10 protein-coding genes, 1 tRNA gene and 1 pseudogene are annotated in these 13,735 nt (G+C 36.5%); 7 read left to right on the top strand and 5 right to left on the bottom strand.

Going from position 1 to position 13,735, the window contains the following annotated elements; genetic code table 11:
• The 4 genes from B0186_RS01650 to can all read right to left on the bottom strand — a co-directional run bounded on the left by B0186_RS01650 (window position 1) and on the right by can (window position 3,779).
• Window positions 1-417 carry a hypothetical protein gene (locus tag B0186_RS01650; protein WP_078217645.1) on the bottom strand — a complete coding sequence of 139 codons (417 nt, stop codon included), beginning with the start codon at window positions 415-417 and terminating at the stop codon, window positions 1-3.
• Between the two features lie 204 nt (window positions 418-621).
• The gene (locus B0186_RS01645; protein WP_078217644.1) at window positions 622-1,812 is read right to left on the bottom strand and encodes an amino acid aminotransferase; all 1,191 of its coding nucleotides are present in this window, start codon (window positions 1,810-1,812) and stop codon (window positions 622-624) included.
• Window positions 1,813-1,956: 144 nt separating this feature from the next.
• Window positions 1,957-3,045 carry a 5-(carboxyamino)imidazole ribonucleotide synthase gene (purK, locus tag B0186_RS01640; protein ID WP_078217643.1) on the bottom strand — a complete coding sequence of 363 codons (1,089 nt, stop codon included), beginning with the start codon at window positions 3,043-3,045 and terminating at the stop codon, window positions 1,957-1,959.
• A gap of 41 nt (window positions 3,046-3,086) precedes the next feature.
• Window positions 3,087-3,779: a carbonate dehydratase gene (gene can / locus B0186_RS01635; protein ID WP_078217642.1), complete on the bottom strand. Its 693-nt coding sequence runs from the start codon at window positions 3,777-3,779 to the stop codon at window positions 3,087-3,089.
• 221 nt (window positions 3,780-4,000) lie between these two features.
• Here can and B0186_RS01630 point away from each other — a divergent pair, with 221 nt between their 5' ends.
• Window positions 4,001-6,370 carry a TonB-dependent receptor plug domain-containing protein gene (locus B0186_RS01630; protein ID WP_078217641.1) on the top strand — a complete coding sequence of 790 codons (2,370 nt, stop codon included), beginning with the start codon at window positions 4,001-4,003 and terminating at the stop codon, window positions 6,368-6,370.
• A complete protein-coding gene (locus B0186_RS01625) occupies window positions 6,370-9,150 on the top strand; it encodes a M16 family metallopeptidase (RefSeq protein WP_078217640.1) in 2,781 nt (926 codons plus the stop codon). The genes B0186_RS01630 and B0186_RS01625 overlap by 1 nt, the downstream gene beginning before the upstream one ends.
• 37 nt (window positions 9,151-9,187) lie before the next feature.
• Here the strand turns inward: B0186_RS01625 and B0186_RS01620 are convergent, their stop codons facing one another.
• The gene (locus B0186_RS01620; protein ID WP_078217639.1) at window positions 9,188-9,742 is read right to left on the bottom strand and encodes an NAD(P)H nitroreductase; all 555 of its coding nucleotides are present in this window, start codon (window positions 9,740-9,742) and stop codon (window positions 9,188-9,190) included.
• A 126-nt stretch (window positions 9,743-9,868) separates the two neighbouring features.
• Between B0186_RS01620 and sppA the strand changes: the two genes are divergently transcribed.
• The 5 genes and pseudogenes from sppA (at window position 9,869) to B0186_RS11935 (ending at window position 13,611) form a co-directional block, all read left to right on the top strand.
• Window positions 9,869-11,737: a signal peptide peptidase SppA gene (gene sppA, locus B0186_RS01615; protein WP_078217638.1), complete on the top strand. Its 1,869-nt coding sequence runs from the start codon at window positions 9,869-9,871 to the stop codon at window positions 11,735-11,737.
• A 295-nt stretch (window positions 11,738-12,032) separates the two neighbouring features.
• Window positions 12,033-12,119 (top strand) — tRNA-Leu (locus B0186_RS01610).
• A 327-nt stretch (window positions 12,120-12,446) separates the two neighbouring features.
• Window positions 12,447-12,599, top strand: a pseudogene (locus B0186_RS12185) (integrase arm-type DNA-binding domain-containing protein); the annotation flags it as partial.
• Window positions 12,600-12,614: 15 nt separating this feature from the next.
• Window positions 12,615-13,136 carry a tyrosine-type recombinase/integrase gene (locus B0186_RS11940; protein WP_235817153.1) on the top strand — a complete coding sequence of 174 codons (522 nt, stop codon included), beginning with the start codon at window positions 12,615-12,617 and terminating at the stop codon, window positions 13,134-13,136.
• The gene (locus B0186_RS11935; RefSeq protein WP_235817152.1) at window positions 13,090-13,611 is read left to right on the top strand and encodes a site-specific integrase; all 522 of its coding nucleotides are present in this window, start codon (window positions 13,090-13,092) and stop codon (window positions 13,609-13,611) included. The genes B0186_RS11940 and B0186_RS11935 overlap by 47 nt, the downstream gene beginning before the upstream one ends.
• The last annotated feature ends 124 nt before the right edge of the window (window positions 13,612-13,735 follow it).

Raw genomic sequence — 13,735 nt, 5'->3', positions numbered from 1 at the left:
TCAAAGATCCTGCCAAAGACCATCTTCCCCATCTTCCCCATCTCCCTCACTATTGTCGTCGCCAGTATTAACATCAGTCTCTGTATTTGGATTGCTTTCTGTACCATTATCTCCTGAGTTTGTTGGGCCACCTGTTGTATCAGTGCTTGTCGCATTATTATTCTCGGCATTAGGGGTACCTACTGTTGAACCACCGTTTTCATCACCAGCACCTGAACCAGAAGTGCCAGCACCTAGACCTGCGGTTACACCATCTCTATTCTCTGAACTAGAGATGTCATTTGCTGAGCTAGTTGTTTCTCTCAAACTTGAATATTCTGATGAATTACTATTAGAGTTATCAGCAGAAGAGCAATTTTGACTCCATGTTTTATACCATGGGAAATCTTCATATCGATCACAACTTCTATTTTCCACAATTGTTTATGTTGAGCAGGCGGACATACCTACTATCGAAAGAAGAGAAATGGTAAGTTTTAATTTCATAGTGACTCTAAAATAAATGTAAATTAGATGATTAATAGAAAGCGTCATGTGGGAGGGGATTTTATACTTCTTAAAAGAAGGGATCAAATAATTGACCCCTTCTTTACTTAACTTTACAAATACGGTTAGATTACTTTATAGGACTTTAACAATACTTTCACATAAATAACGAATATTATCTTCTGTTACACCAGCCAAATTAATTCGTCCTGAACGCACGGCATAAATCGCAAATTCTTCTTTTAAGCGGTCTACTTGTTCGGGACTTAAACCACTGAAAGAGAACATACCATTTTGTTCAATGATGAAACTAAAGTCTTGCTCCGCACCATATTCTTTTAATAACTCAACAAATTGATGACGCATTTGCTTAATACGGTTGCGCATTTCGGTAAGTTCTGCTTCCCATTGTTGACGTAATTCTTGATCGCCAAGAATGATAGATACTGTTGCCGCACCGTGAGAGGCTGGGTTAGAGTAGAGGGTACGAATGATAGATTTAACTTGGGTTAATGCTGTTGCTGCAATTTCTGCTGTTTCCGCGACTAAAGTAAAGGCACCCACACGCTCATTATATAAACCAAAGTTTTTAGAATAAGAACTTGCCACTAATAATTCTTTATGATTTTGTGCGAAAGTACGTAAACCAATAGCATCTTCTTCTAAACCATTAGCAAAACCTTGATAAGCAAAGTCAAAGAGCGGTAACCAACCATTTTTTTCTGACATTTCAGCTAATGTTTTCCATTGTTCTGGTGTTGGGTCAATTCCTGTTGGGTTATGGCAGCAACCATGTAATAACACGACATCACCTTCGCCAGCATTGCTTAAATCAGCAATTAAATTATCCCAATCTAATGCTTTTTTTTCTGCATCATAATAACGGTATTCACGAATTGTCATGCCAACTGCATTAAAAATTGCATTATGATTTGGCCATGTTGGAGTGCTAATCCAAACATTTTGAGATTTGGTTTGACGTTTAATGAATTCAGCCGCAATGCGCAATGCGCCTGTTCCACCTAAACTTTGTACTGTTTTAGCACGTCCTTGCTTAACAATTTCAGAGTCTGCACCAAATAATAATTCTTTTGTATATTCGTTAAATTCAGCAACACCATCAATAGTTAAATAGTTTTTGCTGGTTTCTAAATCAAATAAACGTTTTTCAGCTTCTTTAACGGCTTTCACAATAGGCGTATTACCCTGAGCATCTTTATAAACGCCAATACCTAAGTTAACTTTATTGGCACGAGTTTCAGCTTTAAAAGCTTCCCCTAAACCTAAAATTGGATCCGCTGGTGCTGCATTAATATTCTCGAACATAATCATTTCCTCAATAAATAGTTGTGTTTGAATGGGTTTCTTTATACTGATAAAAAACAGTTTTTGCAAGTGCTTGCTTAAGTTAAATTTAACTATTTGATTTTTATTTTATAAAAAATATTAAAAATCTCTTTTTTTATTAGATTATTTCAATTTTTCTAATGTCCAGTCTAAACCAGATTGATAATCTTGAGGTAATGTAGAGCGTAATTTTTGCAAATTCTCTCTTAAAAGTGCGGTATCTGGATGGGTCAAATTGATATGCCCAACTTTGCGACCTGCTCGCACTTCTTTGCCATACCAATGTAATTGTGCAAATGGCAAATTAAGCCATTGCGGATTATGCGCTGTACCTATTAAATTTATCATCACTGAGGGCATAGCGACTTGTAATTCTGGCGTTGGCAAATCTAATAAGGCACGAAGATGCAATTCAAATTGACTGATAGAGCAACCTAACTGCGTCCAATGTCCGCTATTATGAACCCTTGGCGCTAATTCATTGACCAGTAACAGATCTTCTACAACAAAACATTCCATTGCCATCACACCAACATAATTCAATTTATCCATAATTTTAGCGAGCATCGCTTCTGCTTGCTTTTGCTGAGTGGATTGCTGTGGAAAATTTACATTCATGACACTGTAACGCAAAATACCATTTTGTTGCAGATTGTGGGTTACAGGATAAAAACGCGTTTCTCCATTTTTAAATCTCGCACCTACTAAAGAAATTTCATAATCAAAAGGAATAAATTTCTCAGCGATAACTTCGCCAAAAAGATCATCACTAATCACATCTTGATTATCTTTATTCACAATCCATTGTCCACGTCCGTCATAGCCTCCCATTCGACGTTTTACGACAACCTTCTCGCCAATTTCAGCAAAAATTTTGGAAAAATCCACCGCACTTTTTACCAGTTGCCAAGGAGAAGTCGAGATATTTAACTCATCGAGTAAGGATTTTTGGGTTAAGCGATCTGCTGTCGTAGCAAACACTTTCTGATTAATAAAATTCTGATGATTGGCTAGCATTTCTGTTAGAGGTGTTTTTTCCCAACGCTCAATTTCTGCGGTAATGATACTGTCTGCAGGTAAGTCAAATACTGGCGCATCAAAGGCAAGTGGTTCAACTTGAATATCTAAAGGTGCTCCAGCATAACGCAACATTCTGCCGAGCTGCCCATTACCTAAAACATAAACTGTAGGATATAAAGTGCTGTTTATCATGACATGATCCTTCTACTTAATAAGATGTTGTGTGATTTTATTTATTCTATCTTTATTTGATGAGGTTTTAGGAGCAATTCATCTTCATTTAATTTGAGTAATCTTGCAATTGTATCGCGATAAGATATTTCCAAGGTTTCGCGGCTTGTTGCCATTACTCCTTGGTCAATTAAAAAACCATCGTTAACATCATAAACCCAGCCGTGCAAAGACAGTTTTTTACCATTTTTCCAAGCTGACTTCACAATTGAAGAACTGCCTAAGTTATATACTTGCTCAGCTACATTAATTCTTGTCAACATATCCGCTCTTTTTTCAGGAGATAATTTTCCTAGTAGATGACTATGTTTAAACCAAATATCACGAATATGCAGCAACCAGTTATTAATCAAACCAAGATCTTGATCAGCCATTGCAGCTTTAATACCGCCACAATTGGTATGACCGCAAATAATGATATGCTCAATATTCAACACATCAACGGCATATTGAACTACCGACAGGCAATTTAAATCAGTATGAATAACTTGATTGCCCACATTTCTATGCACAAATAACTCACCGGGCCCTAAATTTGTCAATTTTTCCGCAGGAACACGGCTATCAGAACAACCAATCCATAGATAACTTGGCGTTTGATGTTCTGCTAATTCCTTAAAATATTCAGAGTTTTCCTCTTTCATTCTATTTGCCCAACTGAAGTTATTGGCAAATAACTGCTCAATTTTTTTCATTTTACAATGCTTCTGTTTACAACAATCTTGAAGGCGCACAGTATAGCCCAGAATAGAAGAGCGGTAAAATAAAAAGCCTATATCGCATTACTATAATAATAGAGAGCTTTGGTCTTAAATTATCATTTTGCCTAGCAATATGATTATCAGCTTTACATCAAAAAATTTATTTATATAATTATGAAAATCATTATCATTTATATCTAGTAAAAAGGATAATCATGAAAAAACCTAAAAAAACTCTATTAGCTATTAGTTTATGTTTAGCTTGGTCTGCTCAGGCTGAAGCAGATAAGGATAAAACAGATAACACTAACCAACTTCCTGAGATTGTCGTATATGCCCAACAAAATTCAGGGCTATCTTCTAGCCAAAAAGTTACAGCAGAAAAAATTAAATCTTCGCCAAATTCTAATGGTAATATCTCCGATTTCTTAAAAACAAATTCTAATATCCGTTTTGAACGTAGTGATGAAAGCAGCCATCAACGAGGTGAAATCAAGCCTGCAGAAATTTCTATTAATGGTGCTGAGGCCAGTCAAACTAGTTATTTTGTGGATAATGTCAATGTGAATAATGATTTAGGTTTTGGCTCGGATATTTTTGAAGGGCATATGGCGAATTTACCAATGGCGAGTAATGCACAAGCCTATTTCTTTGATGCGAATTTATTATCTTCAGTAACTGTTTATGATAGCGATGTTTCTGCCAGTTTAGGCGGTTTTGCGGGTGGTGCTGTAGTGGCGAAAACCAAGCAATATGATGGTACAGATGGCGTACAGTTACGTTATCGAACCAGCAACTCTCGTTGGGCTAAATTCCATATTGATGAAAAAGATAGAGAAAAATTTGAAAGAGCGGAACCGGTCAGTAATCAAGCTGAATATCAACCTAAATATAGTAAACATTTCTTTAGCATTTCAGCCCAAAAATCCTTAACTGATAAATTGGGTATGGTGGCTGGTTTTAGTCGCCGTACTTCAGATATTCAGCAACGCCGTTTAGTATTAGGGGAGAATTTACAATTTAGTTCAGATAAACAGAACCATAAACGCCGTGCAGATAATGCGTTGTTAAACTTTAACTATCTTGCCAATGAAGATAATCGTTTTGAATTAAGTTTGCGCTATTCTAACTACCTTGAAAGTAAATTCTTTGCGACTAATCTTGATAGTAATCTACAAGATTATCATCAGGCTTATGGTGCTACTTTAGCTTGGATTCATTCCTTAAAGAGCGGTGTGTTAACAAACACTTTTGCTTATGATGAATTTAAAGATAAGCGTAAATCAGCTTCTACTCATATGGATACCACAATCTTGACTAATGAAGATGGGGATTCAGAAGAATATTCCCGTGGAGGAATGGGGAATAGTTCCTTGAAACAGACTAATTTGCATTTTTCAAGTGAATATGCAATGGATCCTTTTGCTTGGGGTAGTGTTCAACATTCAATATCTTTAGGTGGTATTTATCAATTCACTAAATATCGCTTCCAAAGAGATCAAAATGCTACAGCCAAAACTTTATCTAGAGTTGAGCTTGGAGGGGGACTTCCTCCTTTTGAAGATTCCTCTGAAAATAAGGTTCCAAAGGGAACAGTTCAAACTAGCTATCAAAATATAGCTCTTTATGCAGAAGATTTAATTAGTTGGAAAAATTTTGAATTTCGTCCTGGCGTGCGTTTGGAACGAGATAATTTCCTAAAAAATACCAATATTGCCCCACGCTTTGTGGCACGTTGGAAACCATTTGAGGAAACTAAATTAAGTTTTGGAGCTAATCGCTATTATGGGCGATCTTTTGCCGCCATGAAATTATCTGAGGGAATTTTCAAATTAGATAATTTGGATAATCAAGATGGCAGACGTTACCAGTCAGTTCAATCTATGAAGACACCTTTTACTGATGAACTGAGCTTGGGCGTTAATCAACAACTAGGTAATTTTATTATTGATGCAAGATATATTCATCGTAAAAATAAAAAACGTATTGTGCTAAGAGGTGATGATCGAAATCGTCGTTTTGAGCAAGGTAAGGATTACAGTAATGATGTTTATACTTTGCAAATTCAAAATATGGACAGTTGGAAATTATTTGGTACAGAATGGACAACTTCATTGGGATTTGATTGGTTAGATACTAAAGGGATTGATGTCGGCGTTGGTTATGATCCTAATTCCTTAGTGATTTTAGATGGTAAATTAATGAGTGAATTGGATATGAGATCCAAAATTAATAACCATCGTGAAGAGTGGATGGCTAGAGTTGGCATTGATATGAGAATTCCAAATTATAATATTGAGTGGACTAACCGAATTTATGTTAAGGCTCCAATTAAAGGTGTAACTAATGTGGATGATCATGGGGATATACCAGTTTATCGCAGCTATAATCATGGTACTCATACACAATGGGACACCAGTATTCGTTGGCAACCTAAATTATTTGGTAAACATTCTGTTTTTGCCAAAGTGGATGTGCTGAATGTGCTAAATAAAACTCGTAAAGGCATTGGCAGTTCTGGTGAAGATTATGGTTTCTATGCAGCAGGACGTGAATTTTGGCTTGAATTGGGGTATGAATTCTAATGTTGAAAAAAACATTGCTAATTTTAACCGCACTTTTGGGGATTGGCGCTTGCCAATCCTCATTTCATGAGAAAGATAAACTTCCTTTTCATTCACAGGCTTATCAAGGGCAATTACAAAATGGCTTACGCTATGTGATTTTACCTAATCATTTCCCACAAAATCGTGTTTATATGCGTTTGGTTATCAATGCGGGATCTATGCACGAAGATGATGATCAAAAAGGTGTGGCTCATATTGTGGAGCATATGGCGTTTAACGGTTCACAGCAATATCCGCAAAATCAAATTATTAATGCGCTTGAGCGATTAGGTATGAAATTTGCTCGTGATATTAATGCTTTTACTGATTTTGAGAATACAGTTTATGTATTAAATATTGCTAAAAATGATCAAGAATCTCTGAGTTTAGCTTTAAATGTAATAGATCAATGGTTAAATCATTTAACTATTTTGCCAGCAGATTTAGATGCGGAACGAGGCATTGTATTAGAAGAATGGCGTTCTCGTTTAAGTCCTATGCTACGTTTGGGGGATAAAAAAAGTCAAATAGAAATGGCGGGTTCTCGTTATGTTGAACGAGATCCTATTGGTGATGTCAATGTCATTAAAAATGTTTCAGCACAGCGAGTAAAAGATTTTTATCAAAAATGGTATCGCCCAGATAATGTGAGTTTAGTGATTGTAGGTGATGTAAACCCACTTAAAATTGAATCTCTTATTCAGCAGCAGCTCGCTAGCAAAAATCCTTTACAATCTCAGCCTTTACCAAAGATTAATTTCGATATTCCTTTACCACAACAATGGCGTTTAGCCACTGTATTTGAGGCTGAAATGCGTGAGCCAAGCTTGGAATTGAGTTTCTTAAAGCCAGCTGAAACTGTTAATACAGTAGCTCAATATCGAGAGAATTTATGGCAACAAATAGTGATTCGTTTACTGAATTTACGTTTGCAGCAATGGGAAAAATATCTACAACAATCCTCAAGTGCGGTCATAAAATCCGCCAATTTTTATCATGAACATTTAGGTAAGCAAACCTTACAATCCACTTTTTCCTTACAGCTTGAGAATACTGATTATCAAAAAGCCACAGAGCAACTATTTAATTTTATTGCAGAAATTGCTCAAAATGGTTTTACTCAAGCGGAGCTAGATGAAGAACGTCAGCGTTTGCACAAACTTAATGCTAAACAACGTCATTTAGAAGTCAGCAGTATCAAAATTGCAGATGAATTAGTGGTAACAGTAGCAAATGATCAAGTGTTGCTTTCCCCACAAGATCAATATGAATTAAATAATAATTTGCTTAACCAACTAAACTTATCAGAAATTAACCGCACTTTTCAGCAGATGTTGCAGTTAAAAGCTAAATTGATGCTGATTACTCAGCCAAATCCACACAAATTATCTTTTGATAGTAAATGGTTAGAGCAAAAATGGCAGCAATCTTTACAGCAAAATCAATCTTCTTGGCAGCAGGATAATAAGCAAGTTCAGTTGCCTCAATTAGATTTAGTTGCAGGTAGTTTGACTAAGCAAAAGGTATGGCGAGGACAAAAAATTACTGAATATCAATTGAGTAATGGCAGTAAGTTGGTTTATATGTATAGCGATAAAAATCCTAATCAGGTTTATTTTAAAGCCTTGACTGCTGGTGGATTACGCTCTATTCCAAAACAACAATATCACCCATTAAGAGCTGCAATTTCCGTGGTTGATGATACGGGGATTGGCATTGTTCCTCAGGCAGATATTAATCAGTATTTTAGCCACAGCCCTATTGCCTTTACTACAGTAATTGATGATGCTCATCAAGGATTTACCGCTGCAGGAAAAACGGAAAGTTTAGCGGATATTTTGCGCTTATTCAGGCTTAAACTACAAGCTAGCCCAGTTTCAGCGAAGGCGTTAGCGGATTATCGTAAGTCCTTACGCGAGGAAATCAGTGAAAAAAGCCCTGAACAAGCTTTTATGCAGAAAGTTGAGCAATTGCGTTTCCCACAACAAGAAACTATATATGGTGCAAATCGTATAAATAATTTGAATTTAAGTGCGGATCAGCTTTCTGCACTTTATCAGCAATATATCGCCGATAAGACGGATTTTACTTATTTCATTGTTGGCGATATTAATGAAAGTGCGGTGCAAAATTTAGCCGAAAAATATTTAGCTAACCTTCCTGTTAAAAAACAAAACAGGGCATTACAGCCAATCAAAGCCCATGTGCCGAGTAAGAACTTAGTCTTTAAAGGCTTACATGAGCCAAGAGCAGAAGTAGAAATTTATTTTGCAGCTGATCATCAATGGCGAGTCGAAAATGAATATTTGCTTGATATTTTAGCGGATATTATTCAAGAAAAATTACGTTTAAGTTTAAGAGAACAGGCTTCGGGCATCTATTCTGTGAATGCTTGGTTTGAACAACCGCATTTTTCACCGCAAATTGAGGGGAAAATAGAGTTCAGTTGTGAGCCTGAGAGAGCGAAAGAATTGACTCAACTGACACACAGAGTGTTGGATCAAATGCTTAAACAGGGGATAGAACCTGAATTATTAGCGAAAAAAGTGAGCGAAAAACAATCTCAATTAAAACAAGCGAAGGAATCTTTGTTAGCTATTTTTTCTCAATTAGAACAGAGTTATTCTCTTACAGATAGCCCATCTTTAATGTTTTTAGATCAGCAGTTGAAACAGTTCGCAACTCAGCAAAATATTGAAGCCTTAGCGGAGAAAATTTTGTCATCTCAATTTAGATTTGAGGCTATGTTGACTCAATGATGAAAAAAGTGCGGTTTTAATTGACCGCACTTTTGCTTTATAGGAAACGTACAAATTTATCTAAATCAAATTCTCGATTTTCTCGCTCAATTTTTTGTTCCGCTGTACCAATCATCAATAATGCAATCACTTGATCATTTTCTTCGCAAGCAAAGGCATTGCGTAAAGCCGAGCCTTTAATCCAAGGTCCACTAATCCAAACATTATCAAAGCCTTGGGCATTGGCAGCCAATTGCATCGCATAGGTTGCGCAGCCTGCGGTAACCATTTGTTCCCAAGCTGGTACTTTTTCAATTTCATGATTTAGCTTAGCGATGACAGCAATGACCATAGGAGCTCTCTTGGCTAAATTCTCTGCTTTTTTTAACCGCTCTTCGCCAAGATTTAATTCAAAAACTGCATCTTTTAGCAATTCAGCAAATTTATTCATGCCTTCTTTTTCTATAACAACAAAGCGGTAAGGGCGCAACTTTCCATGATCTGGCGCATGAAATGCTGCTTGAAAAATTTGCTCAAGTTGTTGTTGGTTAGGTGCTGGCGTTGTTAATTTTTTTTCTGAATGGCGAGTTGTAAGTAACTGTAATGCGTCCATGGTTATCCTGTATTTTTCTCATTTTAAAAGTGCGGTGAATTCTAGCATATTTTTCTTTAGATCGATATTCAGCAATAAGGAATTGTGGTAAGGTAGCGCCTTCGTTTTTCGTTTAGAGAGGATAATATGAAAGCGATTTTTTCGTTTTTCAAACTTTGCTGGAGAGCGTTGAATTTTGTACGCCGTATCGTAATGAATTTAGTTTTTCTGCTTTTTGTATTACTTGCTGTGAGCATTTTTTCTATCACTTCAAGTTCGCAACAAAATAAAGTGGATTTAACCCATTTTAAAGGCGCTTTACGATTAAATTTAGATGGATATTTAGCGGATAATCGCAGCAATGATATGAGTTGGCAAAATCTTTTGCTGGAGTTAGATAATCAGTATGTACCAAAGCAAATTTCAACCTTTGATGTGGTCAATGTCATTCAATCTGCAAAAAATGATGAAAAAATTACCGCACTTGTGCTTGATCTGAATTATTTTGAAGGGGCTGATATTCCTGCGTTAACCTATGTTGGGAAAGCTATTCAGGCTTTTAAACATAGCAAGAAACCTGTGATTGCCTATGCCGATAACTACACACAAAGCCAGTATTTATTAGCAAGTTACGCTGATGCGATTTTATTAAATCCACAAGGGCAAGTAGCAATTGAAGGTATGGTAGCCGAAAATCTGTATTTCAAATCTTTATTTGAGAAGTTAGAAGTGACGTCACATATTTTCCGTGTTGGGACTTATAAGTCTGCCGTTGAGCCTTTTATGCTTGATCAAATGTCAAAAGAAAGCCGTGAAAATACAGGCCGTTGGTTAAATCAATTATGGAAAAGCTATCAGCAAATTGTGGCAGAAAATCGAGATATTCCATTTGAGCAAGTTTTACCCGATAGCAAAACTTATCTTGCTGAATTAAAAGAATTAAAAGGTAATCAAACTGAATACACTAAAAAGCGTGGTTTAGTCACAGAATTAGCAGTAACGAAAGAGCGAGAGAATATTATTAAGCATTGGGTAACAAATTCTGACGGTGAGTTAGATTTTGTTGAGTTTGAAGATTACCTTGCTACGTTAAAAGATCGTTTTACCCCAACTCATCAACCTACGATTGCAGTTGTGAATGTGGAGGGCGCAATTATTGATGGCGAAAGCGATGAACAAGATGTAGGCGGCGATAGCGTGTCACAATTATTGCGTGATGCGCAACAAGACCCAAATATTAAAGCGGTGGTATTGCGTGTGAATAGTCCAGGCGGAAGTGCTTTTGCTTCAGAAATTATTCGTCAAGAAGTAGATAATTTGCAAAAAGCGGGTAAACCAGTGGTAGTTTCAATGGGGGCAATGGCAGCTTCAGGCGGTTATTGGATTTCTTCAACGGCAGATTATATCGTTGCTGATCCCAATACAATCACGGGATCTATCGGTATTTTTGCGATGTTCCCAACCTTTGAAAAGTCCATGCAAAAAATTGGCGTAAATGCTGATGGTGTTGCTACAACGGATATTGTGATGAAATCGCCTTTTAGCCCATTATCTAAAACAGGTGGCGAAATTATCCAGTTAGAAATAGAGCATGGATATGAGCAATTTTTAGATGTAGTAAGTCGTGGACGTAAATTATCAAAAGAACAAGTTGATAAAGTGGCACAAGGGCAAGTATGGACTGGAACTGATGCATATTCACATAAGCTAGTGGATAAATTAGGCAGTTTTGATGATGCCATAGAAAAAGCGGGAGAATTAGTGATGCAAAACTCCAAAGATGACATCAAAGATTTTTCGGTAATTTGGTTAACTGAAAAAGAAGATTCATTGTGGGGGGAGTTAATGAAAAATGCTAAGCAACATTCAGAATACAGCTTTCGCCAGCATCTTGCACATTTCTTAGGTCTTTCTGTGCCAATGCAAAAAATGGTTGAGCAACTAGGGACTTTAAATAAATTCAATGATCCGAAAGGGCAATATTTATATTGTTTGAATTGTGGCAAAGTGAAATAGCAGAAATTAATGAGAAAGTGCGGTTATAAAATAAAAATAACCGCACTTTTTTGTTTTCGCATAGATATAACATTATGACTAAGTGGCAATCGTATTTGTTGTACCGATGCTAATTCGTATCATTGCGCAAAATGATTGTTGACCACACCGCTTCTATGATTTATTTATAAGCAAAATTTAAAAAATCCAATTTTTACTGATTCATATTGATGAAAATTAAAGCAACCATTTAATAAAAAACAATTTTAGCTTGCAAGATCATAAGATAAACGTATAATTGCATCCGTTCTCATCTGCCTGGGTGGCGAAATTGGTAGACGCAGCGGATTCAAAATCCGCCGCCTTTAAAAGCGTGTCGGTTCGAGTCCGACCCTAGGCACCAAGTTAACTTTTATCTTCTTTCTCACTCTTTCAACTTCATCAAATAAACCCTTATAAATACTGGCTTTATCGTGCTTTTATTGTTTTTCTTCTTTCGTGTTTATCCGTGTTTATATGTTTAAAGCAATGAATTTTAGTAGTATAAAATCACAAATTCCGTTTTTATTTTAAAAATTATCCTACTAAAAATTGCTAGAGCCTTGATTTTAAAGGGCGCAAAGCACTTTATTTTTTACTTTTTTTATACTACTAAACTCATGGCAAGATTAATCAAACCACTTTCAAACACAGAGATAGAGAAAGCGAAGATTAAAAAGACGGCTTATCCATTAAGAGACGGCAGCGGACTTTTTTATCTGTAGAGCCTAGCGGTTCGAAAATATGGCGCTTTAACTATTACAAACCCTACACCAAAAAGCGCACAGAAATTAGCATCGGCAAATATCCCGAAATATCACTACTACAAGCAAGAAAGACGAGAGAAGACTATCTAGCCTTGCTTGCTCAAAACATTGACCCAAAAACACACAGAGAGCAAGAACAAGGTGCACAAGCATTAGGGCAGAACACTTTTAAACATGTTTGTGCTAAATGGTATGCCGAAATATATCCAACAAAGGCACATAATGAGGAGACTAGGGCGAGGAATTGGAAAAGGTTAGAAAAGCATATATTCCCTAGACTTGCAGAACTACCACTTTCAGAAATAACGCCTAGATTATTAATAGAAGTTTATCGAGATATAGGGGCAAGCAATACCCTTGATAAACTTCATAGACTTGTGAAAGCTACGCTAGATTATGGTATTAAGCTAGGCATCATAGAGGGGCATAACTGCAATTTAGCAAAAGATGACTTTATAGCACCACTTGCCAAAAATCACCCCGCTATTACACCCGAAGAACTACCCGAGCTATTAAAGGCAATAAACACCGCTTTCAATGAAGGTAAGCTAGAGTTTAATACACTCTTTGCATTTACTCACAGGATTAAGGCAGAAAGAGCTAACAAGCATTGAATGGGCTTTTATTGATGATGTGAATAAGTTGCTCATTATCCCTTCTGAGAATATGAAACAAACTAGAAAGCTAAAGGAGCAGCCCAAAGATCATATAATCCCTTTATCTTCACAGATGATTAAACTTATAGACACAATCAGACAGTTTAACGGCACAAGTCGCTATCTATTCCCCAGAGTGAGAAACAGAAATAAAACAATAGGGGTAGATACTGTAAGCAATGCACTAAGAGATAACGGCTATAGAGATAAACAAGATGCGCATGGGCTTAGGGTAATATTTAGATCTTATCTTAGTCAAATTGGCTTTTCTGTTGTCGTTGGAGAATTAGCAATAGCCCATAATTCAACAGGCAAGGGGAAGATTCAAGCGATCTATGATAGATATGATTACTTAGAGGAAAGAAAGCAAGCCTATCAAGCATGGGGCGACTATTGCGAAAAGTGCGGCATATTGCTTTCTATTCCTGAATAACTATCAATTCAATCAATAAAGAGCCTTGTTATTCCACAAGGCTTTTTTATTTCCTATTGATAAATAATCCACCAACAAAAGAGCATATTATTCACCTTGAAAACGCTTTTGATATACGCGCGAG

Source organism: Canicola haemoglobinophilus (assembly GCF_002015075.1).
Classification (GTDB): Bacteria; Pseudomonadota; Gammaproteobacteria; order Enterobacterales; family Pasteurellaceae; genus Canicola; species Canicola haemoglobinophilus.
Note: the sequence above shows the minus strand (reverse complement) of the source record. Positions and strands in the feature narration are given on the sequence as shown.